Origin of the sequence: Streptomyces sp. NPDC059851 (genome assembly GCF_042732005.1) — a bacterium.
Taxonomy (GTDB): Bacteria; Actinomycetota; Actinomycetes; order Streptomycetales; family Streptomycetaceae; genus Streptomyces.
Map to the genome: position 1 here is coordinate 43,808 of NZ_JBHWJJ010000013.1, position 24,534 is coordinate 68,341.

Here is a 24,534-nt window from a genome sequence, read left to right on the forward strand (position 1 = left end):
TGACGCCAGCTTGAGTAGGAGGTGGTCGCCGCTCAGGGCGAAGGGACGACGACCACCGTACGTACGGCTACCTGATCACCAGGCGAAGGCCTCCGGAGACGGTCCCGGCCCGGGGAAGATCTCGTCCAGTCCGGCCAGCACCTCCTCGCTCAGCTCCAGCTCCAGCGCGCGCAGCGCACTGTCGAGCTGCTCCGCGGTGCGCGGGCCGACGATGGGGCCCGTCACGCCCGGCCGGGTGAGCAGCCAGGCCAGGGCGGCCTCGCCGGGCTCCAGGCCGTGCTTCTCCAGCAGGTCCTCGTACGCCTGGATCTGCGCCCGCGTCAAGCTGTTGGCCAGCGCGTCCGCTGCCCGTCCGGAGGCGCGGCGACCGCCCTCGACCTCCTTCTTGATGACCCCGCCGAGCACGCCGCCGTGCAGCGGCGACCACGGGATGACCCCGAGGCCGTACTCCTGGGCGGCCGGGATGACCTCCATCTCGGCCCGCCGCTCGGAGAGGTTGTACAGGCACTGCTCGCTGACCAGGCCGACCATGCCGCGCCGGGCGGCGGTCTCGTTGGCCTGGGCGATCTTGTAGCCGGGGAAGTTCGACGACCCCGCGTAGAGGATCTTGCCCTGCTGGATGAGCACGTCCACGGCCTGCCAGATCTCCTCGAAGGGGGTCCGGCGGTCGATGTGGTGGAACTGGTAGAGGTCGATGTAGTCGGTCTGGAGGCGCTTCAGGCTTGCCTCGACGGCCCGGCGGATGTTCAGCGCCGAGAGCCGGTCCTCGTTGGGCCAGGTCTCGCCCTCGCGGGACATGGAGCCGTAGACCTTGGTGGCCAGGACCGTCTTCTCGCGCCGGCCACCGCCTTGCGCGAACCAGGAGCCGATGATCTCCTCGGTACGGCCCTTGTTCTCACCCCACCCATACACATTGGCCGTGTCCACGAAATTCAGACCTGCGTCGAGGGCGGCGTCCAGGATGCCGTGGCTGGTCGGTTCGTCTGTCTGCGGACCGAAGTTCATCGTGCCGAGAACGAGTCGGCTGACCTTGAGTCCGGTGCGTCCGAGCTGCGTGTACTTCATGGGACCCAAGCCAACTGCTTCGAGTCCACTTCAGGCAAGAGCAGCCCGCGCAGCCCTCGATTTATGCGACAACGCGCATAGCAGCGTTGACGCATGTACGGCTGACCACCGCCCTCCGTACGGTTCTGGTGGTCGGCCCTCATGCGGCATCGACCAGCCGGTAGAAGCCCTCGATGGCGTCCGGGGAGACGGACAGGAGCCCGATGTCGTCGACGATGACCAGGTCGATGGAGATCAGCAGAAGCATCGCTGAGTAGTTCGGTGGCGACGAGCCGGCGGCGTCGTAGGAAGAGATCGCCGAGGGCATGCTCAAGAAGTCGGCGGAGTTCGCGGCCTCGGGCAACCGCGTCTACCTCCCGCTGGCCGACTGACCCAGCACAACGGACCGGCCCGCGACCTCATGGGGGGAGTCGTGGGCCGGTCCGTTTGTGGCCGTCCGGCAAGCCGGTCCGGCCATGCGCTACTTGAGGAATGAGCGGATGAGGTCCTGTGTAAACGGCTGCCGCTTAAGGCGGTCTGGAGTTGGGAGTTGACCTCCACCAGCCGCAGCCACCATCTCTGCCACGGTGCGGAAAACGAGTACCTGATCGGGCTTCTTGAGTGCGGCGATAATTTCCAAGCTCTGCTCTTCGCATTTCTTGTCATCAAGAAGGGCAGAGTTCTTGCCGAGTACGTGGTACTTGTACGCCATAAGGATGTGATAACGCGCGGGCTTGAAAACGGAGTCCAAGCCTGTTCGGAATGCGTTCTCAAGCTTGTATGCCGCAAAAGCACTCGCCACGTAGGGGAGGAGCCTGTGGTCATCCCGGAAGATGGAATCCCCTACGTCGCCGTAGAGTCGGTGTGCATATCGTGCCGCTGCGTGAGGCGAGTCAAGGAACATTGCGGTGATCGCTCGCATCTGATCCGCAATGGTGACGACCCTTGTTTTGGTTACTTCTTTCTTGTAGAACTGCCCTGAGCGTCGTTCGTAGGTGAGCTTCACGTCGGCCGTGTCTAGAAGATAGAAGTCTTCGAGCTTCTTCTGGATCTTCGTCAGAGCCACTAGGTCGTTTTCTTGGACTGCGGTCTGAGAATTGGTTGCGCGGATGATCTGTGTTGCTACTTCCTCGTCGCCCGTTACAACCAAACGGATGGGGACGTACACAGTGGAAATTGCCTCGCCGAGAGACTCTTTCGAGAGATGAAGGCAATGGCTGGTTTGGCAGCCGTTCACGATCTGGTAGCCAGATACGGCAACGGCGTCACCAGGCTTGGGTGAGTACTCCGAGGCCACGACCGTGACGCCGTTGTTGAGGACGGGAAGCAGGTTCCGCTCTGCTGACGTCAATGTGGTCATGATCTGCTTGTTGACGGGGTTGTCTTCTCCCTTGAATCCGCGGACGTTGTCGTAGAAGACTCGCTCATCAAGGGATCCATCGTCGCTGTTCTCGATCAACTTCAAGAGTTCTGATACCGAGACGACTCCGAGAATTGCCTGGTCTACGCCGGGCATCTTGGGGAGGTTAACCTGCTTCTCGAGTTGAATCTCCACCTCGTTGGCGTGATTCCTCTTGACCCATGCGTCGTGGATGTCGTCTGCGCCGAGGACGGACACTGTTACCTTGCCGACAAATCCGAGGTCGGAGATGTGCCCGGTTACAGTGGCGATCTTATCCTTAGTGCTCTCGGCCGCTGTCGATGGCTTGGGGGCGGTCGTCACAAAGGACAGTGTGACTGCTGGGGAGGCCTTGAGCCGGCTCGCGTAGTTCTCGAACACGGAACTGAGTGATTCGGCCAGTGATTCAATTCGAGGGTATCCGGGGAATCCTTCATTCTTGAGGAATTTCCGAACAGTGTCCCCGAAGTTCAGGATCTCAGACCCTGAAACCGAGCCGGACTGCTTCGCCTGAATGAAGTGGAGTGAAACCTCCACTTTAGCTGAAGCGTCACAGATCTCCTTGACATCGTCGGGGTCCCACGCGAGTTGGCCGTTGATTTCGAGTGCGATGACGTCGACTCCGGCTGTGCCCTTGTCGAGCAGTAGATCGCTCTTCTGTGTTTGTGAAATCAGATCGTTTGGGAGGATCAAGCTTGCGGCGAACAGCTCGAAGGCGTCCGAGTCCTTAAGTTTCAGGAGTTCTTCTTCCTCGCGAAACTTCTTGAAAAGCCCCTGGATGAGAGGGTTCATGAACTGTCCACCTCAAACTCGTCGCTCGCATGCCACTCGTGCAGTTGCGTCACATTATGGTCGCAAGATCGGATTGCGGGGAGTGGTTCGCGGATGTAGCACTCGGCGAGGGTGGGGCCAGTGTTACGGTCCGCTGGCGGCCCGCAGGGTGGACTGGGTTTCCCGTTGCGGAAACCAGGAGCCCTTGTCTTCCCCTTGCGGGAGCCGGAACGATGAGCCCTGACCAGACGGCAACCGCAGCAAGGGGGCACGGCGTGGAGGTCAGGAAGCTCGTAACGACCTGTGAGAACGGAGACTGTCCCACGCTGTATGCGACGGACAGGGACACCCTTCTCGTGCAGGGTGAGACCCCAGCCGACCATGGTGTGGAGATCCCCGAGCACGAGGCTCTGGTCGAGATCCCCATGGAACTCATCCGGAAGGCCATCCGTGATCAGCTCATCTAGCAACCTGGCGGAGCGGTTCAAGACGTTCGAACGGCAGGCGTTCCGGCTGGAGATCCTGGACGACTACAACGTCCCGTCGAGTGCCGAGAACCTGCGTGCGTTCCTCGCGGGTGACCCGCAGCCGGAGGACTACAACGCCAGGTGGGTCGAGACCGTCCGCGCCGCCACGCAGGCCGGCAAGCGGATGTACCGGGTGCACATCGTCTCCCGACCGTTGACGGACTACCTCCGCTACGAGCTCGGCTGGGGGTACATGAAGAACATGACGGGCGGTGAGGAGTTCTTCATCTTGGACATCACCGAGAAGCCGAACCCCCTGGAAGGGGTGCCCGACTTCTGGCTGTTCGACGAGACTTCCCCAGTCGTCATGAACTACGACGACACGGGTGCGTTCCTCGGGCCGGATTTCCTTGAGGCCAGGCGTGCGGCGGACTTCGTCCGCTACCGGGACACGGCTCTCGCTCACGCCGAGCCGTTCCCCGAATGGTGGGCGAAGTACGGCGGGTGAACAGAACCGAACTGGGATCGGCGCTGCGGGCGCTCCGGCAAGCATCCGGCAAGCATCCGGCAAGGAAGCCAAGGCCGTCGCACGCAGCGCCGTCATGTCCACCGCCAAGCTGTCGAAAATCGAGAACGGCCACGTGGCGCCCAGTGTGGTGGACGTGGAGCGCATCCTTACGGCCGTGGATGTGTCAGAGCAGGTCAAGGCCGAGTACATGGCTGCGGCGCGTGCTCAGGCCACGGAGGCGACGGCCTGGCGGCTGTTCCGGCGTATGGGCTTCCATCGGAAGCAGGAGGAGATCCGGGCTCTGGAAGCCTCGATGAAGCTCCTGCGGCTGTTTCAGCCATCCCTGGTCCCTGGGCTGTTGCAGACACCCGAATATGTACGCGCCGTGTTGCAGGGCAAGGGACTGAGCGAGGACCAGCTTGCCCGCACCATCGGAGCTCGGATCGAGCGTCAACGGGTGCTGTACGACACCGGCAAACAGCTCAGCTTCGTCATCACGGAACCCGTGCTGCGCTGGCGTCTTCTCCCGCCCGCGATGATGGCCGGACAGCTGGACCGCATCGCCTCCGTCTCCCGCCTGCCGAACGTGGACGTCCGAGTCGTCCCCCTGGACCGTCCGCAGACCGACGTGCCGGGGCACTCCTTCGTCATTCGGGACGACCGCATGGTGACGGTCGAGACCACGCACGCCGAGGTGATCGTGACCGATCCTAGGGATGTCGCCTTGTACGTCGACAAGTACGAGCGCTTCGCCTCAGTGGCCACCGTCGGCGACGCAATGCGAGCGATGCTCGCTGACATCCGGGACGGATTCTTGCGTGAACGGGAAACGGGCTAGATCCCGCTGATCAGCGGCTGGACCATCGTCTCTACCGATTGAGCGAGCGGGGAGGCGCACGGCGTGAGCAGAGCGAAGACGACGATGTCGGGGCCGATGTACCTGTCGTTGCCGAACGTGCCGCCGAAACCGGTGGACGGGTGTGGGGTGTGTAGGGCCCTGGTCGCGCAGCGGCTGGAGGCTCGGGATCTGGGCGATCTGTCGGCGGCGACGGACGCAGATGTGGAGATCCGCAACCATCCGCACCGGACTGGGAGGTTGCGATGACGCGTTCGGTCCTGCGGTACGTGGAACACCGCATCAGTCGGCACCCGGGGACGGACGTGACCTTCGAGGCCGAGTGCCTGCGCTGCGACTGGCAGGCGCCGGCCTCGGACGACGGAGCAGCGGTGGACATCGAGTGCATGAGCCACACAGGCCGAACGGGGCACCAAGGCTTCCGCCGCTGGTGCACGTCCTTCGCGTGGGTTGAGCGCGCGGGATAGCCCACGGCCTCATCGTGGGAGGCAGCCCTTCAGACGTCCTCGGTCAGGTGGCGGTACAAGGTGGCGCGGGAGATACCGAGGGCCTTGGCGATGGCGCTGACAGACCACGTTCCGTGGTCACGCTTCGTAGCGACGCTAGGCTCCCGCGCATGACCAACGATCTCGGTTACACCTGCTCATGCTGCGGCGAGTACCACGCGGAGCTTCCGATGGGCTACAGCAGCACAGCTCCCAACGTCTGGGACGAGAGCTTCGAGGGTCGGCCCGACAGCCTGCTCTCCTCGGACCAGTGCGTCATCAACGCCGAGCACTACTTCGTCAGGGGTCTGATCGAGATACCGGTCATCGGCAGCGATGAGGTGTTCTCGTGGGGGGTCTGGGTTTCGCTCAGTCGGGACAACTTCTCCCGGGCCGCCGACATGTGGAACACGCCGGGACGCGAAGCGGAGAAGCCGTACTTCGGCTGGCTCACCACCGAGCTTCCGATCTACTCACCCAGCACCATCAACCTGAAGACGAACGCTCACACCCGCCCGATCGGCCAGCGCCCCTACATCGAGCTCGAACCCACCGACCACCCTCTCGCAGTCGAGCAGCGCACCGGCATCACTCTCGACCGCGTACGTCAGATTGCCGAAGCCGTCCTCCATGGCAACGGCGAGAACGGCTGACCGGCAAAGCTGTTCGGGTCGGCGGCGAAGGGGTGGGTATGACCCCCTGAGCCTGGCAAAGCAAACCGCCACGTCTTGGCAGCTGAGATCCTGCCACGGTTTCCAAAGGCCGTCAGATAACGGCGAAGGAAGGCGACTGCGGAGAACACACAGGTCAAGCCGCCTCATCCCATCCGACCGTTGGCCAGGGGGCGGCACAAGAGTGCAGCCCTTTGGAGCTTGTCCTTCGCGGCTTCGCTCTTTTGGGGGCGCGCAGCGCCCCACCTGGTTAGCTTCCTGGCCTTCTTTTTTGGGCCCCTGCGGGGGCCGCTCTGTCGAAGCAGGCTGGGGCGGGGGCGGCCTGACGGCCGCCCCCTTGCCTCTGCCGCTGAGGGCGCTGCCGCGCCTCGCTTCCCTCGCCGTTTCTCACACTGCCGCTTTGTGTTGTCGGCCCCGGGAGGGGCCGCACTGTGAGGTCAAAAAGATAGGAGAGGCGGCGTGCGTTTCCGCAGTTCAGAGGCGTTGCAGGTACACGTGAGGCGTGTGTGGACTACACGCGGGAGCGGTACCTATCGGTCTTGGTGGATGCGGCACGGCACCGGGGCGCCCTTCCTCTTCTGGAAGAGGTGAGGAGGGATAACGAGGCAAGCGGCCCCGGATCGCGGTGACACGAGGTCCAGCCGCTTCGCTCGGATGACGGCATTGGTCGAGCTCTGGTCCGACAGGGGCTGGTCCTCTTTGCCCAGCAGAGCGGCCAACTTCCCCGGACCGAAGCTCGCGTGGCCTTGGCAGTCGGCCCACCCGAGGGCGGCGAAGTGGACGCGGTAGGCGAGCTGGTGCCGGGAGTCCTGGGCCATGCGCCGGTACTCGTGCTGGGAGATCCCGCCCCAAGGGCGGCTGGTACCGAAGTGGATAGCCACTGAGCGCGGCTCCTTCCTGTGCGGCGCACGGGTGCGCCAGTTACCCCCGCCTGGCGGCGGGACATGTGCCTCCCTTTCTTCGCGGGGGTGGACCAGCCACGGTCGGCATGGTCCTCACAGGGTGCCAGGCTTCGGGCCTGGACTCGGTCTGGTGCAGTCGGGAGCGACGGCGGCGACCTGGCAGGAATCCTACAGAGCAGGGGAGGGCCCGCAGCGGGGCCCTCCTGTCATCCAAGGACGAGACGGTCAGCTCTCGCTGTGCACCGCCGCCAAGTCCCGGACCCGACGCTTGAAGTCCATCGGGATCAAGACCTGTACGCGGCCCTTCCCTTCCTGCCACATGCCGTCATGTCCCTCCGGGGACATAGCTTGCACGGCGGTCATGGGCGGCAGCTTCTCGGCGTGGATGACCGCCCTGACTCCGGCTGCCCGGAGTTCCTTGCCCTTCTCGTGCTGGGTCGACAGTTTCGCCCAGCGCTCGCGGTAGGTCTCATTCGTCGGGATCTCGTCCCAGCCGTCCGGCCGGGTGGGCTGGGCCATGAGCTGCTCCCGTCGCGCGTCCAGCCGCTTGTACGTCTCCCGGTACTCCTGCTTGCCCAGCTCGCTGGAGTAGAGACCGGCTTCGCGGTCCTCCCGCAGCTCGGCCAGCGCACGGTTCACCTCCTCGATGTCCCGCGTGAAGTCGACGCCCGGGCGGAAGACCTTCCGCACGATCTCGACATCGCCGGCCGCACGCAGGAAGACCTCCTCGACGGCTCCCTCCAGCACATGAGCCGCAATGCCCTTGCTGCCCGTAGGGCAGGGCTTGTGCGTGGTCCGGGACGCACAGCGGTAGTAGGGCCAGTTCCGTCCCGGGCCGAGGTACGCCGGTTCACCGCAGGTGCAGAAGGCGACCCTGAGCATCGGGGAGCCGCCCTTCCGGTTGCCGTTGCGCTTGCTGGTGTTCTCGTCCAGTTTCTTGTTCGCCAGCTCCCACTCCTCTTGAGTGATCAGCGGCTCCGCCCGCTGGAGAGGGCGCCCTTCCGTGTCACGGACGACGCGGGTTCGCTTCGTCTTCCGGCCGTCGACGACAACTTCCTCCGTCACCTCCATCTGACCGAGAACGTTCAGGGAGCGCACCACCTTGGCTGTGTTCGCGGCGGTCCACCGGCCGCCCTTCGGGGGCTTGCCGTTCCTGATGAGCTGAGCGTCAAGCGATACCGGAGTCTTGGTCGGGTCCTCGTTGAGCCACTGGGCGATGCTGTTAGCCGACTCGCCCTCGATGAGTCGGCGGACGATCTCGCGCAGCGTCCCTGCGGTGTCCGTTCCATAGTCGTCCGGGACCAGCCGCCAGCCGTCACCGGTGTCCTGCTTCTCCGCCCGGTAGCCGTACGGGATCCGGCCACCCCGCCAGCGCCCCTCCTTCACCAGGTGGTTGTACGAGGACTTCGCCCGGGCCTTGATGGCTTCGAGCTCCCCTTCCGCGAAGGAAGCGATCAGGCTGAACAGCAGCTTGCCCATCTGCGTGTTCAGGTTGATCCCGTCCTCGACGGTGGCTACCTCCTTGCCGTGCTTCTCGCACCATTCCACGAGCGTGTGCACGTGGAGCACGCGCCGTGAGAGGCGGTCCAGCTTCAGCGCGCAGATGATGTCGTACTCGTCGGCCCGGGACTCCTCCAGCGCGATCCGGTGCTCGATCGAGCTGACCTCCTTGCCGATAGTGGACGGCAGCCACTTCCCGAACTCCGGGCGCTTCCACGGCTCGACACCGCCGGAAACGTCGATGTCCTCGACCCATCCGACGACGACGTGCCCTTCCTGGTCGGCCCATCGTTGAATCGATCGGCGCTGGCGCTCCGGCGATGTGGTCTCGTCCGACACCTTCGACAGGCGCACTACTCCCAGGACTCTTGCCACTTGCTCTCCCCATCCCCTGTGGTGCTTGGAGATCGACGCTAGGGCCCCGGCGGGCACGGCGTCAAAATGGATTGTTCGGTACCGCCAACGTGTATGGGTGGGGCGAGGACAAGGGCCGCACCGAGGAGATCATCGGCACCTGGTTCGCGCAGGGCGGCCGCCGCCGCGAGAAGACCGTCCTCGCCACCAAGGTCTACGCGAGCATGGCGCCGGAGGGCCAGCCGTGGCCCAACTACGACCGGCTGTCCGCGCTGAACATCCGGCGGGCCGTCGACGCCAGCCTCAAGCGGCTGAACACCGACTACATCGACCTCTATCAGTTCCACCACGTCGACCGGCAGACCCCCTTCGAGGAGATCTGGCAGGCCGTCGACGTCCTCGTCCGGCAGGGCAAGATCCTCTACGCCGGCTCCTCCAACTTCCCCGGCTGGAAGATCGCCCAGGCCAACGAGACCGCGGCCCGGCACGGCCGGCTCGGCCTCGTCAGCGAGCAGTGCCTGTACAACCTGGCGGAGCGGCGTGCCGAGATGGAGGTCGTCCCGGCCGCGCAGGAGTACGGCCTCGGGGTCATCCCGTGGTCGCCGCTGCACGGCGGGCTGCTCGGCGGAGCCATCCGCAAGGCGGCGTCGTCCGGGCGCACCGCGTCCGGACGGTCGGCGGACGCCCTGGCCAACACGGCGGTGCGGGCGCAGGTGCAGGCGTACGAGGACCTGCTGGAGAAGCGCGGGCTGGAGCCGGGCGAGACGGCCCTGGCCTGGCTGCTGACCCGGCCGGGGGTGACGGGGCCGATCGTGGGGCCGCGTACGCCGGAGCAGCTCGCGTCCGCTGTGCGGGCGGTGGAGCTGGAGCTTTCGCAGGAGGTCCTGGACGGGCTCGACGAGGTGTTCCCGGGACCGGGGGCGTCGCCGGAGGCGTTCGCCTGGTAGCGGGCGGGGCCGCTGCCGGGGCCGGCTACTGCCCGACGGCGGCCGCCACGGCCACGACGACGAACATCAGCACGAGCACACCGGCCATCACACGGTTACGGGTCTTGGGATCCACCCGTCGAGCCTAACGCGACCGCCGCCGCTCCCCGCACCGAGGGGGCGGCGGCGGGGTCATTCGGGGGCGCCGCCCAGCGGCCAGGCGCCGACCACCTCGTAGCGGGGGTGCTCCCCGGGCACGCCGCCCGCCGGCAGGTTGCTGCGGATCAGGCTGAGCTCGGTGACCTGCCAGGGGGTGCCCTCGAAGCCGGCGAGGGCGTCCAGGTACGGGCGCATCGGAGTGCCGCCGTGACTGCGGGCCAGGGTGAGGTGCGCGGTGTACCGGCGGTGCTGCTCCATCGGGACGCCCGCCCGGCGGGCCGCCGCGTCCGCCCGCTCGGCCAGCAGCCGCATCGTGTCGATCCCGCCGGCGGCGCCGGTCCACAGGGCGCGGTTGCCGAAGTGGCCGACGCCGTGGAGGCGGAGGGGGAACGGCTCCGTGCGGTGGGCTGCGCGGGCCAGGCGGGCGTGGAGGTCCGGGAGGAGCTCGTCGGGTACCTCGCCCATGAAGGCGAGGGTGAAGTGCCAGCCCGGCTCCGCGGTCCAGCGGAGGCTGCGGTCACGGAGGGGGTCCACGGCCCGGCGGAGTTCCTGCAGGGCCGCAGGGGGCGGGACGACGGCGGCGAAGAGCCTCATGCCCTGAGCGTAGACACACCCCCGCCGCCCCGGCACGCCCCCGCGCCCCCGCGCCCCCGCGCCCCCGCGCCCCCGCGCCCCCGGGGAGACCGTCCGCCGTCGGACGGGTGCGGTCGTGCGGGGCTGAGCGCGCAGTTCCCCGCGCCCCTGGGGTGGCCCTGCCCGGTCGGCGGGTAGCGGCCGGGCGGGGCCAGCAGCCCTGGCCGGCCGCGTTCTGCCGAGTGAGGGTGCCCCGCTCAGGGGCGCGGGGAACTGCGCGAACGGCCACCGACAGCCCGCAGGCGGTCAGGCGTCGGCGATGGGGACGGAGGTCGGCGGGGTCGGGTCCGCCGGCGGGGGCGGGGTCATCGTGGACAGGAGCTGGCGGGCCAGGCCGAGGCCGGCGCCGCCCATGGTCAGGGCCTTCGTGAACATCTCCGACATGCCCTCGGCACCGTTCAACAGGACCATGTGGTCCACCTTCTCGAACGCTCCGGCGCCCGCCTGCACGATCGCCGGCCAGTTCTCGGCGAGCTGCTGGGCGACGACCGCCTCCTGGTTCTCCGCCAGCGCGGCGGCCCGCGCCTTGATGCCCTCGGCCTGCGCGAGGCCCTTCGCCCGGGCCGACGCCGCCTCCGCGAGGCCCTTCGCCTCCGTCGCGGCCGCCTCCGCCTCACCGGTGACCCGGGTCGCCTTCGCCGCCGCCAGGCCCCGCGCCTCGGTCGCGGCCGCGTCCGCCTTGGCCGCGGTCGTCACCCGCGTGGCCTCCGCGGCCGCCGCCAGCTCGGTCTCCTGCGCCTGCGCCTGGGCCGCGGAGATGCGGGCGTCGCGTTCCGCCTCGGCGCGGGTCCGCATCTCGTACGCCGCCGCATCCGCCGGCTTGCGGACGTCGGCCTGGAGCTGCTGCTCGCGCCGGTACGCCTCCAGCTCCGCGACCCGCGTCTCCTGGACGACGACCTCCTGCCGGGCGGCCGCCTCCGACAGCGGGCCCGCCTGCCGGGCGGTGGCCGCGGCCTTGTCCCGTTCGGCCTGGTAGCCGGCCTGCAGGATCTCGCTGTCCCGGGTGGCCTCCGCCATCCGCGCGGACGCGGTCTGCTCGGCTTCCGTCGCCAGCCGGTTCGCCTCGGCCTGGGCGATGCGCGCGTCCCGCTGTACGGCGGCGGCGTGCGGCATGGCCAGGTTCTTGATGTAGCCGGTCGGGTCCTCGATCTCGTGGATCTGGAGCGAGTCGACGATCAGGCCGAGCTTCTCCATCTCCGTTCCGCAGGCGGCCCGGGTCTGCCCGGTCAGCTTCTCCCGGTCGCGGATCATGTCCTCGACCGTCAACCCGCCGACGATGGCCCGCAGATGGCCGGCGAAGACGATGTGCACCCGCTCCGGCATGATCTTCTGCTGGTCCAGGAAGCGGCGCGCGGCGTTGGCGATCGACACCAGGTCGTCGCCGATCTTGAAGATCACCACGCCCTTCACCCGCAGCGGGATGCCCTGGTGGGTGACGCAGTCCACGGACAGCTGGGTCTCGTTCAGGTCCAGCGACAGCTTCCGCACCGCCTGCACGCCCGGAACGACCAGCGTTCCGCGGCCGGTGACGATCCGGAACCCCATGCCGTCGCCCAGGCCTTCGGTCTTGTGCGCCGAACCGGAGATGACCAGTGCCTCGTTGGGTTCGGCCACCCGCCACATGAGCTTGAACAGGCCGACCAGGGCAAGGACTCCAGCGAGGACCATTCCCGCGATGACGCCGACGTCCATCGGCAACTCCCCCCTTGGCGCAGTGCCGTTCGGCACTGACGAGGGTGCGAGTGTGCGCCCGCGCCGGCGGAACGCAGAAGACGCGTGCGCGGTGTTGTCGCCGTCTTGGTACGGAGTCACAAAGGGCGTCGCCCTGTTGCCGTTTCAGTTTCCGTATGCCGCCATCACGTACACCGTGCGCGGCGGCTGGTACTCGACGACGGTGACCATCGTCCCGACCGGCAGCCGGCGCGTCCCGGGTGCCGGGTAGGCGAGGAAGTGCTCGGCGCCGCCGCGGATCCGCACGATGACCTCGCCCACGAGGCCGGGCCCGACCGTGCCGGTGACCCTGCCTTCGCGCCCGACCATGCCGCGTTCCTCGTCCCCCGCCACGTTCCCCACGATGTCCCCCATGCGCCGAGGGTACGCCGTGCGGGCCGGTCCGCCAGAGGGGCTGTTACGGCCGCCCCGGGCGGGGTGTCACGAGTGCCCGAGGTCCGCGGCCGGCAGGTCCGCCGACGGCACCGACCCGGTGTCGGGGGCGGGGCGCAGCGGGAACTCGTCCGCGGCCATCGAGTCGAGGACGGGCGGTGCGGGCCGCAGCGGCTTCGGCATGACCGCGGCCTCGGAGTGGCCGCCGCAGCCGTACGAGAGGGACACGAGGTGGCCGTCGGCGGGGCCGAACTCGTTGGCGCAGATGCCGAAGGCCTGGCCGAGGGAGCCGCCGATCGCGATGAGGAAGCCGCAGGAGACGCAGGAGGCGGGCGCGGACTGCGCCATCGGTGTCTTGGCGCCGTACGCCTCGTCCCAGCGGTCGGCGGCCGTGTGCAGGCCGTAGCGGGACAGGACGCGGGCGCGCCGCATGCCGAGTTCCTCCGCGACGGCGGCGATCGAGCCGCGGGCGGGGACGACGGTGCGGCGGTCGGTGACGTCGGCGTCCTCGGCCTCGACCAGTTCGGCCATCTCGTGGGAGACCGGGGAGTTCGGCGGCGGGACGTCCTCGCCGGAGTAGCCGGGCTCCAGCCGCAGGTCGTCGGCGTCGGTGGGCAGCAGGTCGCCGGGGCCCATGTCGCCGGGGCGCAGCCGCTCGCTCCACGGCACCCACTCGGGGGCTAGGAGGGCGTCGGAGCCGGGCAGGAGCACCGTTTCGTCGAGGGTGACGTTCTTCGCGCGGGAGGCACGGGTGACGGTGACGGCCCACCGCCAGCCCCGGTAGCCGGGGTCCCCGCACTCGAAGAAGTGGGTGACGACCCGGTCGCCCTCCGCGATCACGGACACGTGCTCGCCCACGACTCCGGGCGCGGCGATCTCCTCGGCCGCCGCACGGGCGAGGTCCACCGCCTCGGCGCACAGGCGGTCGGGGGTACGGCTTCGCGTCGTCGCAGCACTCACAGGTCTCGTTCTCTCCTACGCCGTCTCACGAGTGCGCCGTCCGTACTGTCGTCCACAACGACCCGTCGGTCCTGTCCGTACGTGGCGCGAGCGGAGCGGACCTGAGGGCCGCGTCGACGTCCGCACCCGATCGGCCTCGGGCACACCCACCTGCAATCCATTCTGCGGGATCGCGAAGAGGCGCGCGGCCAAGAGCAACCGCCGGTGGCGCGCTACGCACGCTACCTCCTTCGACGCCCGTGGCCCACATGCAAGGTCCGATTCGCGGACAACCCCGCTACGCGACCGTAACCGGAACGCGATTCCGGGCTCCTGCCGCCGGCGGCCGACCGCGGTTCCGGAGCGCGCCGGGACGGGACCGCGGCAGACCGGTGGGGCACTATGTCGAGTGTGGCACCCGCACGGTCGTCGCGTGAGGGCCCGGGACCGGTCAGACGGGCCGGCCGGGCGGTCGGGCGTGCCCTGCACCTCCCCGTCACCGGTACGGCCCGCGGGATCCGGCGGGCGACGCACGCGCACGGGGCGGGTGAATCGGGCCTCGGCAAGCTGATCGAGCTGCACGCCGTCAACGGCGCCGGCGATGTGATGATCACCGTGGCACTGGCGTCCACGGTGTTCTTCTCGGTCCCCACGGACGAGGCACGCGGGCGGGTCGCCCTCTACCTGGCCATCACGATGGCCCCGTTCGCCGTGCTGGCGCCGGTGATCGGGCCGCTGCTGGACCGGCTGCCGCACGGGCGGCGCGCGGCGATGGCCGCGGCGATGCTGGCGCGGGCGCTGCTCGCGCTGCTGATGTCGGGGGCGGTGGCCACGGGCGGCCTCCCGCTGTATCCCGAGGCGCTGGGCGTGCTGGTGGCGTCGAAGGCGTACGGGGTGGTGCGCAGCGCGGTGGTGCCGCGGCTGCTGCCGCCAAACTTCTCCCTGGTGAAGGCCAACTCGCGGGTCACGCTGGCGGGGCTGCTCGCGACGGGTGCGGCGGCGCCGGTCGCGGCCGGGCTGAACACGATCGGGCCGCAGTGGCCGCTGTACGGGGCCTGCGTGATCTTCCTCGGTGGTGCGTTCGCGGCGTTCACCCTGCCGCACAAGGTGGACGAGGCCAAAGGCGAGCGGCGGGCCCGGCTGTCCACGCACGAGCCGCACTCGAAGCGGCCGGGGCTGCGCACGGTCAGCCGGTCGGTGCTGTGCGGCCTGCTGGCCAACGCGTCGATGCGGGCCCTGTCCGGGTTCCTGATCTTCTTCCTGGCGTTCCTGCTGCGCGAGCAGCCGCTCGCCGGGCAGAGTGCCGCCGTGTCGCTGGGCATCGTCGGCGTCTGCGCGGGCGTCGGGAACGCAAGCGGAACGGCGGTGGGCGCGTGGCTGAAGGCGCGCGCCCCGGAGGGCATCATCGCGGCCGTGCTGGCGCTGACCCTCGTGGTCGCGATCCTCGCCGCGGTGCTCTTCAGCGGGCCGATGGTGGCGGTGCTGGGGGCGACGGCCGGGTTCTGCCAGGCGCTGGCGAAGCTGTCGCTGGACGCGACGATCCAGCGGGACGTGCCGGAGGCGGTGCGGACCTCGGCCTTCGCCCGGTCGGAGACGCTGCTGCAGATGGCGTGGGTGCTGGGCGGCGCGATCGGCATCGCGTTGCCGCTGAACGGGGCGCTGGGGATGGCGGTGGCCGCCGCGATCGTCGCCGCGGGCACCACGATGGCCGTACGCGGCCTGCTGTCGGCCCCCCGCCACCACCACACGGGCTCCCCCCGCCCCCGCGTGGCCTGACGGTGCCGGGCCGGGCCGGGGCGTCCTGGAACGGGGGGAGCCGGGAGCGGGCAGGAACGGGCCGGGGGCGGCCCGCAGCGGGCCGGGCACGGGCCGGGGGACGGTGCGGACGCACGGGGGTCGGCTGGGGTCGGGAGCGGGCCGGGCGGGGCGGGTCCGAGGGAGCACGGGTGGGGCGGGCGGGCCTGGCCGGGTGGGCCCGGGGCGGCGCGCCGCAGGTCGGCGGGACCCCGTGCGGCGGGGGAGCCCATGGGCCCGATAGCCTTCGGCTCATGACCGCACCGCTTATCTCGGGTAAGGGCCGCCGCAGCGTCGCGGCCCTCGGAGCCGTGTCCGCCGGCCTCCTCGTCCTCTCCGCCTGCGACAAGCCGACGCCGCTGGCGACCGTGACGGTCGGCACCTCGTCGGTGTCCGCCGAAGCCGTCTGCCGGGACAGCGCGGAGCTGTCCATCGAAAAGGTCCAGGAGTGCCTGACCGAGGCGAAGGACGCCAAGACCGTCGAGTACGGCCGCGGTGACACCCTGCGTCTGGGCGTCGAGCCCGAGATCGTCGAGGACGGCAACCGCTGGCAGGCGGTCCTGGACGGCCAGCCGATCACCGAGCCGTCCTCCAACACCTACCGCAGCTTCCCCGGCGCCGACATCTTCGCCACCGGCGGCCAGGGCGAGGCCCCGTCCTCGAAGAAGCTGAACATCGTCCAGGTCAGCGAGGACGGCAAGCCCCTCGCCGTCTGGGCCTACAACATCAAGCTCAAGTAACCCCGCGCAGGCGACCGTGCGCGCGCTCATCGTGACCGCGGTGGCGGCGGAGGCAGACTCCGTCGCCACCGGACTCACACCCCACCCGGACCCCGCCACGCCGGAGCCGCGCGCGCTCCCCGGGGGCTACCCCCTCACCCGCCGCGACCTGCCCGGCCTCGCCGCCGACGTGCTCGTCGCCGGTGTCGGCCCCGCCGCGGCCGCCGCCGCCACGGCCACGGCCCTCGCGCTGGCCGACTACGCGCTCGTCGTCTCCGCCGGCATCGGCGGGGGCTTCCAGCCCGCCGCACCGCCCGGCTCGCTCGTCGTCGCCGACGCGGTCGTCGCAGCCGACCTCGGGGCCGCGACCCCGGACGGCTTCCTGAGCGTGCAGGAGCTCGGCTTCGGCCGCAGCGCACACCTGCCGCCCGCCGAGCTCGCCGCCCGCGCAGCCGAGGCCACCGGGGCACTGCTCGCGCCCGTACTGACCGTCTCCACCGTCACCGGCAGCGCCGACCGGGCCGCCGAGCTCGCCGCCCGGCATCCACAGGCCGGGGCCGAGGCCATGGAGGGCTTCGGGGTCGCCGAGGCCGCCGCGGCGCACGGGCTGCCCGTCCTGGAGATCCGCGCCGTGTCCAATGCCGTCGGGCCGCGGGACCGGGCCGCCTGGCGCATCGAGGAAGCGCTGGCCGCCCTGACCGCGGGATTCCGCGCGCTGGGGCCCGTACTCGTCCACTGGGGAGAACGCCATGAGCACCGACCTGAGCACGGCCGCGCGTCCTGACGGGGCGCACCCGCTCAAGATCGCCTACTCGCCCTGCCCGAACGACACCTTCGTCTTCGACGCGTGGGCGCACGGACGGGTGCCGGGCGCGCCCGCCCTCGACGTCACCTTCGCCGACATCGACCTCACCAACGGCATGGCCGAGCGCGGCGAGCTGGACGTGCTGAAGGTGTCGTACGCCGTCCTGCCGTGGGTGTTGGAGGAGTACGCGCTGCTGCCGTGCGGCGGGGCACTGGGGCGGGGCTGCGGGCCGCTGGTCCTGGCCCGGGACCCCGGGCTGGACCTGGCCGGGCGGACGGTCGCGGTGCCGAGCGAGCGCTCCACCGCCTACCTGCTGTTCCGACTGTGGGCCGCCGACGTGCTGCCGGACGGCGTCGGGAAGGTCGTGGTGCTGCCGTTCCACGAGATCATGCCGGCGGTGCGGGACGGCCGGGTGGACGCGGGGCTCGTCATCCACGAGGCGCGGTTCACCTATCAGGACTACGGGCTCCACTGCCTGGCCGACATGGGCGAGCACTGGGAGAACGCCACCGGCCTGCCCATCCCGCTCGGCGCGATCATCGCCAAGCGGTCGCTGGGCGCCGAGACCCTGCGGGCGCTGGCCGAATCGGCCCGCACCTCGGTCCGGATGGCCTGGGACGACCCGGAGGCCTCCCGCCCGTACGTGCGTGCGCACGCGCAGGAGCTGGATCCGGCCGTCGCCGCCCAGCACATCGGGCTGTACGTGAACGAGTTCACCGCCGACCTCGGCGACGACGGCTACGCGGCGGTGCGCGGACTGCTCACCCGGGCTGCGGCGGAAGGGCTGGTCCCGGCCATCGCACCGGACGCGCTGGCCTTCCCGTAGACCGGGCCGTCGGGAACGACGGTGCCCCGCCACTCGCGGGAGCGGCGGGGCACGATCAGACGCGTCGGAGCGTCAGACGTCGAGCTGGTCGGCGACGGCGCGGAGCAGGTTGGCGATCTTCGTGCCGTGACCCTTGTCGGGGTAGCGGCCGCGCTCCAGCATCGGGGTGATGTTCTCCAGCAGGGTGGTGAGGTCCTGCACGATCGAGGCCAGCTCGTCCGGCTTGCGGCGCTGTGCGGCAGCCACCGACGGCGTCGGGTCGAGCACCGTCACGGACAGGGCCTGGTCCCCGCGCTGACCTGCGACGACGCCGAATTCGACGCGCTGGCCGGGCTTGAGTGCGTCGACCCCGGCCGGGAGTACCGACGAGTGGACGAAGACGTCCCCGCCGTCGTCTCGGGAGAGAAAGCCGAAGCCCTTCTCACTGTTGAACCACTTGACCTTGCCGGTGGGCACGTCTGTCCTCTGTCCTTGCTCGTCGGGTCCGGGCGGCCGCCGCGGCGGCTCCGGATAGCAGCGCAGCGGGCCATGGGTGACCCGCCGACTCCAGGCTAGTGGGCGATGGGCAGGTGACAAGACGTTCCCCGGTCCTTCGCCGGCTCTCCGCTGTCGGCTGCTCAGGCCAGGGAACTACCCTGGTCGGGTGACTGTTACTCCTCACACCGACGAACCGCGGCCCGGCGACGGCCTCGTGCGGGCCGGTGGCATCGTCTTCATCCTCGGCGCCGTGGCCACCCTGGCGACGATGGCCCCGCTGTTCCTCCACACCGAGCCGCTGCCGTCGTACGCGTGGGCCATGTGCATGCTGATGGGCGTCGGCTTCGCGATCTCCGCGGCCGGGGTGCTCCGCTCGGCGGCGGCCCAGCGGCGGGCCGCCCGCGCGGCGACAGCGGGCCCTGCGGAGGACTGAACCGCAGGCTCAACGCACGTGCGGCTCAGCCCGCTTGGGGCACAGCACGCTTGCGGCTCAGCCCGCTTGGGCCGGAACCGTGCGGCTGCTGCGGACGTACTCCGCCAGCCAGTCCGGCAGCGCGGTGAGGTCCGGCAGCACCACGTCCGCGCCCGCCTCCCGCAGCTGCGGCTCCGGACACGGTCCGGTGGGGACCGCCACCGACAGCGCGCCGGCGGTCCGGGCGCCGCGTACGTCCCCGACGTGGTCGCCCACGTAGACCTGCGCCCCGTACGCGCGCAGCGCCTCCGCCTTGGCCTCGGCCCACAGCCAGCCGACGACCGCGTCCGGGCGGATGCCGAGGTGGTCGAGGTGGAGGCGGGCGTTCGGCTCGTGCTTGGCCGTGACCACGATCGCCCGGCCGCCGAGCTCCTGCACGGCCGCGATCGCCTCCCGGGCACCGGGCATCGCCCGCGTCGGCTCGATGGCGTACGCCGGGTAGAGCTCCCGGTACCGGTCCGCCATGGCCTCGATCTCCGCCTCCGGGAACCAGTGGGCGAGCTCCTGGTCGAGCGGCGGCCCGAGCCGGGTGACCGCCTCGTCGGCGTCGATGAACGTCCCCGTCTCGGCGGAAAGCGCCTGGTAGGCGGCCTTGATGCCGGGACGCGAGTCGATGAGCGTCATGTCGAGGTCGAACCCGACGGTCAGCGGGACGGAGGCCACGGCGGGCGCGGAGGTCTGGGAGGTCATGCCGGCCATTCTGCCGACGGCGGCCCCCGCCGGAGCTGAACCCCCCGCGACCCCACCCCCAACCCGGGGCGAACACCCCGGACCCACCGGCCGGCCCACCCCGGGGCCGCCCGGGGGCTGGAGGGCCCGCAGCGCCGTGCTCGTGCCGCTGGGCGTTGCCGACCCGCTGCGGTAGCAGCGGTGTGCCGCTGCGCGGAGCCGCTCCCCGCCCCGCCCCTTCACCGATTCCCGGGGCTCCGCCCCGGACCCGTGCCGGGCCGCTCGGCGACGGCTGCCCCAACGGGGCCGTCGGTCGCTCCCCGGGGCTCCGCCCCGATGCTGTCGCGCCGCACGGCGCACGACCGGGCGCCATGCCCCACCGCCCCGGCCGTACGGCGGACGGCACGGCCGGCGCGGGGACCGGGGGCCGAGCCCCGGTAAACGGGGACGGACGGCGAGCAGCTCCGCGCAGCGGAGCCCGCCACGACCCGGTCGAGCGGCCGGGACCGGTCGGGGAGGGCCGAGCCCGGCACTGGGTCGGGTGCGGCCGGCCACGAAGGGCCGGGGCGGGCTCCGGAGGGACGGGGCGGGCTCCGGAGGGACGGACGTCCCGGTACGGCTCCCTCGGCGCGGCGGGCCCGGAGGGGTCAGCGGCGGCGGGAACGCCAGATCAGGTAGGCGGCCGAGGCCACGGCGGCGGCGCGGGCCAGCCAGGGCCACATGCCCTGGAAGACGCCGCCCAGCCCCTCGTCCGTCAGCGGCGCACCCCAGCGCCCCTCCAGCCGGCCCCACAGCCAGACCACCGCCCCGGCGAGCACCGCCCCCGGCACCCCGAAGACGACCGCCTTCCGCTCGGTCGGCCCGAGCACCCGCGACGCGTACGCCAGCGCCCACCCGCCGATCAGCAGCAACCACGAGCCGGCCACGGCTCCGGCCACCAGGACGGCCGCGGCCAGGAGGAGGAAGGCGTGCGGTTTCGGGCGTGGTGCCGGGCCCGCCGCCGGGGCCCCGGCAGGGGCCTCCTCCGCCGCCGGGGTGGACTTCTTCGCGCGCCACCGCTCCCTTAGGAACCGTACGAGCGTCTGCTCCGGTGCGGCCCCGGTGCCGCCCCCGGCCCCGGTCTCCTCGCCCCGCTGCTCCGTGCCCTTGAGGTCCTCCGGACGGGCGAACAGCTCCGGGATCTCGATCCCGCCCGTGAAGCCCTCCACCTGCGGCCCGCCGTCCCGCAGTCCGCCGCCGTACGGGCTCGCCGGGATCCGCCACCAGTCCGGCTCGTCCCCGCCCGCCGCGCCCTTCGCGGGCTGCGGCCGAGCGCGCGGGCCCCGCTGGGCCGGTACCGCCCCCGCCCCGGCTTCCGCCCGCGGCTCCGGCGCCTCGGCCGGGGGTGCGCCGGCACCGTCCAGGACGTCCTCCGGCGTGCCGATCCGGTCCAGGATGCCGCGGACCGCGTCCGGCGTCTCCGGCTCGTACTTGGCGCGCCGCCGGTCGATCTCGTCCCGCAGCCCCGCCACCAGCCGCATCCGGTCACCGGAGGGCATGTGCCGCTGCTGCGCCAAGTCTCCGACGCGGCTCAGATACGCGTAGACGAGGTGGTCGCTCTCGATCCCCATGCCCGGCTCCTCCCGTGCCGCCCCGTACCGCCCTTCCGAAAGGTAGCGCGTGCGGCCCGTGGAGCCGCCGAGGGCGCAGCGGATAACGTTGGCCGGATGGGGACCGGCCGACGCGACCAGGAGGCGACCGTGCGTGAGCCGAGCAGCGCCACAGCAAGCAGCAGCGCCCCGCGCTCCCTCGCCGAGGCGCTGCGCGCCCGCGACGACGCGGCGCTCGCCGCCCTGCTGCACGCCCGCCCGGACCTGCTGAGCCCGGTGCCGGGGGACGTGACGCAGCTGGCGACCCGGGCCGGGACCCGCGCCTCGGTGGTGCGCGCCCTGGACCGGCTCGACCGGTTCGCGCTGCAGACCGCCGAGGCCCTCGCGGTGGCCCCGGACCCGTGCCCGTACGAGGTACTGGAGTCGCTGCTGGCCGGCGCGCACACCCCGGAGGACACCCCCGCAGCCCCCGCAGCCCCCGCCGCGCCCGCCGCGCCCGCCGCGCCCGCCGACAACGGAGCCCGCGCCGAGCTCCCCCGCGCCCTGGCCACCCTGCGCGACCAGGCCCTCGTATGGGGCGACGACGACCGGCTGCGGCTGGTCCGCACGGCCCGCGAGCTCCTCGCGCCGTCCGCCGCCCGCCCCTCACCCACCGGTCTGGGCCCGACCGTCGCCGAGGCCACCGCGGGTATGTCCCCGACCCGGATCCAGGAGATCGTCGCGGCGGCCGGGCTGCCCGCCACCCACGACCCGGTGTCTGCGGTGGCGGCGCTGACCGGCCTGTTCACCGACCCGGCGCGGATGCCGGCCCTGCTGGAGGCGGCCCCGCCGGAGGCCCGGCAGGTGCTGGACCGGCTGGTGTGGGGGCCGCCGTACGGGGAGGTCACCCCGGATCCGGCGCCGCCCGTGCGCTGGCTGCGCGACCGCGGCCTGCTGCTGCCGGTGTCGCCGCGGACCGTGGTGCTGCCGCGCGAGGTGGCCCTGTACCTCCGGGGCGGTCTCGCGCACCGCACCCCGGAGCCGCTCGCGCCGCAGGTGGCGGCGCAGCACGAGCACCGTCCACAGCTCGTGGACGCCAATGCGGCCGGGCAGGCCCTGGCGGCCCTCGCCACCGTCGAGGAGCTGGTGAAGTCCTGGGAGCAGGCCGGCCCGCCGGTGCTGCGTTCGGGCGGGCTGTCCGTACGCGACCTCAAACGGACCGCGGCCGTCCTCGGCACCGACGAGCCGACCGCCGCGTTCTGGGTCGAACTCGCTCACGCGGCCGGGCTGCTGGCCAGCGACGGCGAGGCCGACGAGCGGTACGCGCCCACCCCCGCCTTCGACGACTGGCTGGAACTCCCGCCCGCCGAACGCTGGTCTGCCCTGGCCGCTGCCTGGCTGCCGGCCACCCGCACCGCCGGCATGGTCGGCGAGCAGGACCCTAAGGGCCGCGTGCTCGCCGCCCTGGGCCCCGGCCTGGACCGCTCCGGCGCCCCCGAGGTGCGCCGCCGGGTCCTGGAACTCCTCGCCGCCCTCCCCGAAGGCGGCTCCCCCGACCCGGAGGTCCTCCTCGACCGGCTGGCCTGGGAGCGGCCGGTCCGCGGGACCAGCGAACTGTGGGCCCGCCTCGCCCGGTTCGCGCTCATCGAGGCCGAGGCGCTCGGTGTGACCGGCCGCGGCGCGCTCTCCGCGCCCGGCCGCGCCCTGCTGGAGCACCGCGACCCGGCGCCGCTGCTGGCCCCGCTGCTGCCCGAGCCGGTGGACCACGTACTGCTGCAGGCCGACCTGACGGCGGTGGCGCCCGGGCCGCTGCGCCGGCCGCTCGGCGACGTGCTGGCGGTGCTGGCGGAGGTGGAGTCGAAGGGCGGGGCGACCGTCTACCGGTTCACGCCCGGCTCGGTCCGGCGGGCCCTGGACGCCGGGCGCACCGCGTCCGACCTGCACGCGTTCCTCGCCGAGCACAGCACCACCCCGGTCCCGCAGCCGCTGGCGTACCTGATCGACGACGTGGCCCGACGCCACGGGCACCTGCGCGTGGGGGCCGCGTCCTCGTACGTGCGCTGCGACGACGACGGCATGCTGAACGAGATCCTGGCCGACAAGCGGTCCGCCGGGCTGGGCCTGCGCCGCCTCGCCCCGACCGTGCTGGCCGCGCAGGCCGACCCCACCGCCCTGCTCGACGGCCTGCGGGCGATGGGCTACGCCCCGGCCGCGGAGTCCCACACCGGTGATGTGCTCGTGGCCCGGGCCGACGCCCGCCGCACCCCGCCGCGGGCACGGCCCGTACCGGTGCCGGAGGGGCCGCCGGTGCCGGACGAGACGCTGCTGGGGGCGGCCGTACGGGCCATCCGCGCCGGCGACCACGCGGCGACGGCGGTGCGCAAGGAGCCGGCGGGCGCCACGGCAGGCGGGTCCGCGGCGGCGCCGGCCCCCGGGGAACTCCCGCGCACCAGCGCCGCGGAGACCCTGGCCACGGTCCAGGCCGCCGCGCTGACGGGGTCGGCGGTGTGGATCGGCTACGTGAACGCGGACGGGGCGGCGAGCCAGCGCGTCATCGCCCCGGTGCGGGTGGAGGGCGGCTTCGTCACCGGCTACGACCACACGGCCGACGAGGTACGGACGTACGCCCTGCACCGCATCACCGGGGTCGCGGAGCTGGAGGAGGAACACCTCTGAGCCGCCGTGACGGAGTCGACTGCGGCTCGCCGGCGCTCTGAAGGGGCGCGGGGGACTGCGCGACCGGCCACACCGGGCCCGCAGACGATCACGGCCCGGCGCGACGCTTCCCGCGGAGCGCCCAGCGGTCGCGGGCGGCGAAAACCAGTGGCCGACGCTGGGGTCCACGGCCCAGGCTGACCCGTATGTCCGATCGCACGCCCCCGCGGGCCGCGCAGGTGCAGACGGCGCCCCACCGGCAGGTCCGCGCCGCCCACACCGACACCACCATCACCGTCTACCAGGCGTACGCGCCCCACCTCGGCCTGCCTGCGGCCCGCGACGGCCGCTTCCCGGCCGCTTGGAAGCGGGAGCGCATGACGTGGATCAAGCCGTCGTTCCTGTGGATGATGTACCGCTGCGGCTGGGCCACGAAGACCGACCAGGAGACCGTCCTGGCCGTCGAGATCACCCGCGAGGGCTTCGACGAGGCCCTGCGCCGCGCCTGCCTGTCGCACTACGAGCCCGGCACGCACCCCGACCGCGAGGCCTGGCAGCGGTCCCTGCGCGACTCCCCCGCCCGCGTCCAGTGGGACCCCGAGCGGGACCTGCACCTGAACCCGCTGCCGCACCGCTCGCTCCAGCTGGGCCTGTCCGGGCCGGCCTCGCGGGCGTATGCCGACGAGTGGACGGTCTCCATCCGCGACGTCACGCCGCTGGCGCGGGAGATCCACGCCCTCGTGCGGGCCGGCGACGAGGCCGCGGCGCGGGCCCTGCTGCCTGCGGAGACCCCCTATCCGGCGGGCTCGTTGGCGCACCTCGGGGCGTGACC

General features: G+C 71.5%; 24 protein-coding genes and 1 pseudogene. 13 read left to right on the plus strand and 12 right to left on the minus strand.

The window, feature by feature from the left end:
* Nucleotides 1-75: 75 nt before the first annotated feature.
* From ACFV7Q_RS06635 to ACFV7Q_RS06645, 3 genes and pseudogenes are all read right to left on the minus strand, one after another.
* Nucleotides 76-1,065 (minus strand): aldo/keto reductase, encoded by a 990-nt coding sequence (locus ACFV7Q_RS06635; protein ID WP_385424379.1) that lies wholly within the window; start codon nucleotides 1,063-1,065, stop codon nucleotides 76-78.
* Nucleotides 1,066-1,207: 142 nt separating this feature from the next.
* Nucleotides 1,208-1,300, minus strand: a pseudogene (locus tag ACFV7Q_RS06640) (ATP-binding protein); the annotation flags it as partial.
* A gap of 225 nt (nucleotides 1,301-1,525) precedes the next feature.
* Complete coding sequence (locus ACFV7Q_RS06645) at nucleotides 1,526-3,235, minus strand: AIPR family protein (RefSeq protein ID WP_385424381.1); 1,710 nt, start codon at nucleotides 3,233-3,235, stop codon at nucleotides 1,526-1,528.
* A 254-nt stretch (nucleotides 3,236-3,489) separates the two neighbouring features.
* On the opposite strand from ACFV7Q_RS06645, the gene ACFV7Q_RS06650 reads away from it, so the two are divergent.
* The 4 genes from ACFV7Q_RS06650 to ACFV7Q_RS06665 all read left to right on the plus strand — a co-directional run bounded on the left by ACFV7Q_RS06650 (nucleotide 3,490) and on the right by ACFV7Q_RS06665 (nucleotide 5,512).
* Nucleotides 3,490-3,681 (plus strand): hypothetical protein, encoded by a 192-nt coding sequence (locus ACFV7Q_RS06650; RefSeq protein ID WP_385424518.1) that lies wholly within the window; start codon nucleotides 3,490-3,492, stop codon nucleotides 3,679-3,681.
* Nucleotides 3,665-4,189: a DUF6879 family protein gene (locus ACFV7Q_RS06655; RefSeq protein WP_385424383.1), complete on the plus strand. Its 525-nt coding sequence runs from the start codon at nucleotides 3,665-3,667 to the stop codon at nucleotides 4,187-4,189. The genes ACFV7Q_RS06650 and ACFV7Q_RS06655 overlap by 17 nt, the downstream gene beginning before the upstream one ends.
* 94 nt (nucleotides 4,190-4,283) lie before the next feature.
* Nucleotides 4,284-5,027 carry a DUF5753 domain-containing protein gene (locus ACFV7Q_RS06660; protein WP_385424385.1) on the plus strand — a complete coding sequence of 248 codons (744 nt, stop codon included), beginning with the start codon at nucleotides 4,284-4,286 and terminating at the stop codon, nucleotides 5,025-5,027.
* A 263-nt stretch (nucleotides 5,028-5,290) separates the two neighbouring features.
* Complete coding sequence (locus tag ACFV7Q_RS06665; protein ID WP_385424388.1) at nucleotides 5,291-5,512, plus strand: hypothetical protein; 222 nt, start codon at nucleotides 5,291-5,293, stop codon at nucleotides 5,510-5,512.
* Nucleotides 5,513-5,541: 29 nt separating this feature from the next.
* Here the strand turns inward: ACFV7Q_RS06665 and ACFV7Q_RS06670 are convergent, their stop codons facing one another.
* On the minus strand, nucleotides 5,542-5,673 hold the full coding sequence (locus tag ACFV7Q_RS06670) for a helix-turn-helix domain-containing protein (protein WP_385424521.1): 132 nt from the start codon (nucleotides 5,671-5,673) through the stop codon (nucleotides 5,542-5,544).
* 48 nt (nucleotides 5,674-5,721) lie between these two features.
* Here ACFV7Q_RS06670 and ACFV7Q_RS06675 point away from each other — a divergent pair, with 48 nt between their 5' ends.
* Nucleotides 5,722-6,183, plus strand: coding sequence for a DUF2199 domain-containing protein (locus ACFV7Q_RS06675; protein WP_385424524.1), 462 nt, complete (start codon nucleotides 5,722-5,724; stop codon nucleotides 6,181-6,183).
* Nucleotides 6,184-7,328: 1,145 nt separating this feature from the next.
* Here the strand turns inward: ACFV7Q_RS06675 and ACFV7Q_RS06680 are convergent.
* The gene (locus ACFV7Q_RS06680) at nucleotides 7,329-8,978 is read right to left on the minus strand and encodes a recombinase family protein (RefSeq protein WP_385424391.1); all 1,650 of its coding nucleotides are present in this window, start codon (nucleotides 8,976-8,978) and stop codon (nucleotides 7,329-7,331) included.
* 71 nt (nucleotides 8,979-9,049) lie between these two features.
* On the opposite strand from ACFV7Q_RS06680, the gene ACFV7Q_RS06685 reads away from it, so the two are divergent.
* Complete coding sequence (locus ACFV7Q_RS06685; RefSeq protein WP_385424394.1) at nucleotides 9,050-9,904, plus strand: aldo/keto reductase; 855 nt, start codon at nucleotides 9,050-9,052, stop codon at nucleotides 9,902-9,904.
* Nucleotides 9,905-10,075: 171 nt separating this feature from the next.
* Here ACFV7Q_RS06685 and thpR read toward each other — a convergent pair whose 3' ends face one another.
* From thpR to ACFV7Q_RS06705, 4 genes are all read right to left on the minus strand, one after another.
* The gene (gene thpR / locus ACFV7Q_RS06690; protein ID WP_385424396.1) at nucleotides 10,076-10,636 is read right to left on the minus strand and encodes an RNA 2',3'-cyclic phosphodiesterase; all 561 of its coding nucleotides are present in this window, start codon (nucleotides 10,634-10,636) and stop codon (nucleotides 10,076-10,078) included.
* A gap of 285 nt (nucleotides 10,637-10,921) precedes the next feature.
* The gene (locus ACFV7Q_RS06695) at nucleotides 10,922-12,367 is read right to left on the minus strand and encodes a flotillin family protein (protein ID WP_385424399.1); all 1,446 of its coding nucleotides are present in this window, start codon (nucleotides 12,365-12,367) and stop codon (nucleotides 10,922-10,924) included.
* 144 nt (nucleotides 12,368-12,511) lie between these two features.
* Nucleotides 12,512-12,760 (minus strand): hypothetical protein, encoded by a 249-nt coding sequence (locus ACFV7Q_RS06700; protein ID WP_385424402.1) that lies wholly within the window; start codon nucleotides 12,758-12,760, stop codon nucleotides 12,512-12,514.
* Between the two features lie 66 nt (nucleotides 12,761-12,826).
* Nucleotides 12,827-13,738: a DUF3027 domain-containing protein gene (locus ACFV7Q_RS06705; protein WP_385424405.1), complete on the minus strand. Its 912-nt coding sequence runs from the start codon at nucleotides 13,736-13,738 to the stop codon at nucleotides 12,827-12,829.
* Between the two features lie 381 nt (nucleotides 13,739-14,119).
* Here ACFV7Q_RS06705 and ACFV7Q_RS06710 point away from each other — a divergent pair, with 381 nt between their 5' ends.
* The 4 genes from ACFV7Q_RS06710 (at nucleotide 14,120) to ACFV7Q_RS06725 (ending at nucleotide 17,861) form a co-directional block, all read left to right on the plus strand.
* Entirely contained in the window at nucleotides 14,120-15,493 is a 1,374-nt protein-coding gene (locus tag ACFV7Q_RS06710) for an MFS transporter (RefSeq protein ID WP_385424408.1), read from the plus strand.
* 272 nt (nucleotides 15,494-15,765) lie between these two features.
* Nucleotides 15,766-16,251, plus strand: coding sequence for a DUF2771 domain-containing protein (locus ACFV7Q_RS06715; protein WP_385424411.1), 486 nt, complete (start codon nucleotides 15,766-15,768; stop codon nucleotides 16,249-16,251).
* A 16-nt stretch (nucleotides 16,252-16,267) separates the two neighbouring features.
* Nucleotides 16,268-17,014 (plus strand): futalosine hydrolase, encoded by a 747-nt coding sequence (locus tag ACFV7Q_RS06720; protein ID WP_385424414.1) that lies wholly within the window; start codon nucleotides 16,268-16,270, stop codon nucleotides 17,012-17,014.
* Complete coding sequence (locus tag ACFV7Q_RS06725; protein WP_385424416.1) at nucleotides 16,980-17,861, plus strand: 1,4-dihydroxy-6-naphthoate synthase; 882 nt, start codon at nucleotides 16,980-16,982, stop codon at nucleotides 17,859-17,861. The genes ACFV7Q_RS06720 and ACFV7Q_RS06725 overlap by 35 nt, the downstream gene beginning before the upstream one ends.
* Before the next feature lie 72 nt (nucleotides 17,862-17,933).
* Here the strand turns inward: ACFV7Q_RS06725 and ACFV7Q_RS06730 are convergent, their stop codons facing one another.
* A complete protein-coding gene (locus ACFV7Q_RS06730) occupies nucleotides 17,934-18,317 on the minus strand; it encodes a cold-shock protein (protein WP_385424419.1) in 384 nt (127 codons plus the stop codon).
* A 187-nt stretch (nucleotides 18,318-18,504) separates the two neighbouring features.
* Here ACFV7Q_RS06730 and ACFV7Q_RS06735 point away from each other — a divergent pair, with 187 nt between their 5' ends.
* Complete coding sequence (locus ACFV7Q_RS06735; RefSeq protein ID WP_385424421.1) at nucleotides 18,505-18,771, plus strand: hypothetical protein; 267 nt, start codon at nucleotides 18,505-18,507, stop codon at nucleotides 18,769-18,771.
* Nucleotides 18,772-18,828: 57 nt separating this feature from the next.
* Here the strand turns inward: ACFV7Q_RS06735 and ACFV7Q_RS06740 are convergent, their stop codons facing one another.
* Entirely contained in the window at nucleotides 18,829-19,509 is a 681-nt protein-coding gene (locus ACFV7Q_RS06740; RefSeq protein ID WP_385424423.1) for an HAD family hydrolase, read from the minus strand.
* Between the two features lie 617 nt (nucleotides 19,510-20,126).
* A complete protein-coding gene (locus ACFV7Q_RS06745; protein WP_385424426.1) occupies nucleotides 20,127-21,089 on the minus strand; it encodes a hypothetical protein in 963 nt (320 codons plus the stop codon).
* 96 nt (nucleotides 21,090-21,185) lie between these two features.
* Between ACFV7Q_RS06745 and ACFV7Q_RS06750 the strand changes: the two genes are divergently transcribed.
* The gene (locus ACFV7Q_RS06750; RefSeq protein WP_385424429.1) at nucleotides 21,186-23,723 is read left to right on the plus strand and encodes a helicase C-terminal domain-containing protein; all 2,538 of its coding nucleotides are present in this window, start codon (nucleotides 21,186-21,188) and stop codon (nucleotides 23,721-23,723) included.
* Nucleotides 23,724-23,908: 185 nt separating this feature from the next.
* Nucleotides 23,909-24,532: a DUF4291 domain-containing protein gene (locus ACFV7Q_RS06755; protein ID WP_385424432.1), complete on the plus strand. Its 624-nt coding sequence runs from the start codon at nucleotides 23,909-23,911 to the stop codon at nucleotides 24,530-24,532.
* The last annotated feature ends 2 nt before the right edge of the window (nucleotides 24,533-24,534 follow it).

Coding starts and splice junctions, on each gene's coding strand:
- ACFV7Q_RS06635 (WP_385424379.1), bottom strand. CDS start 1,065: ATGAAGTACACGCAGCTCGGACGCACCGGACTCAAGGTCAGCCGACTC.
- ACFV7Q_RS06645 (WP_385424381.1), bottom strand. CDS start 3,235: ATGAACCCTCTCATCCAGGGGCTTTTCAAGAAGTTTCGCGAGGAAGAA.
- ACFV7Q_RS06660 (WP_385424385.1), top strand. CDS start 4,284: ATGTCCACCGCCAAGCTGTCGAAAATCGAGAACGGCCACGTGGCGCCC.
- ACFV7Q_RS06665 (WP_385424388.1), top strand. CDS start 5,291: ATGACGCGTTCGGTCCTGCGGTACGTGGAACACCGCATCAGTCGGCAC.
- ACFV7Q_RS06675 (WP_385424524.1), top strand. CDS start 5,722: ATGGGCTACAGCAGCACAGCTCCCAACGTCTGGGACGAGAGCTTCGAG.
- thpR (WP_385424396.1), bottom strand. CDS start 10,636: ATGAGGCTCTTCGCCGCCGTCGTCCCGCCCCCTGCGGCCCTGCAGGAA.
- ACFV7Q_RS06695 (WP_385424399.1), bottom strand. CDS start 12,367: ATGGACGTCGGCGTCATCGCGGGAATGGTCCTCGCTGGAGTCCTTGCC.
- ACFV7Q_RS06700 (WP_385424402.1), bottom strand. CDS start 12,760: ATGGGGGACATCGTGGGGAACGTGGCGGGGGACGAGGAACGCGGCATG.
- ACFV7Q_RS06710 (WP_385424408.1), top strand. CDS start 14,120: ATGTCGAGTGTGGCACCCGCACGGTCGTCGCGTGAGGGCCCGGGACCG.
- ACFV7Q_RS06715 (WP_385424411.1), top strand. CDS start 15,766: ATGACCGCACCGCTTATCTCGGGTAAGGGCCGCCGCAGCGTCGCGGCC.
- ACFV7Q_RS06725 (WP_385424416.1), top strand. CDS start 16,980: ATGAGCACCGACCTGAGCACGGCCGCGCGTCCTGACGGGGCGCACCCG.
- ACFV7Q_RS06740 (WP_385424423.1), bottom strand. CDS start 19,509: ATGGCCGGCATGACCTCCCAGACCTCCGCGCCCGCCGTGGCCTCCGTC.
- ACFV7Q_RS06745 (WP_385424426.1), bottom strand. CDS start 21,089: ATGGGGATCGAGAGCGACCACCTCGTCTACGCGTATCTGAGCCGCGTC.
- ACFV7Q_RS06750 (WP_385424429.1), top strand. CDS start 21,186: ATGGGGACCGGCCGACGCGACCAGGAGGCGACCGTGCGTGAGCCGAGC.
- ACFV7Q_RS06755 (WP_385424432.1), top strand. CDS start 23,909: ATGTCCGATCGCACGCCCCCGCGGGCCGCGCAGGTGCAGACGGCGCCC.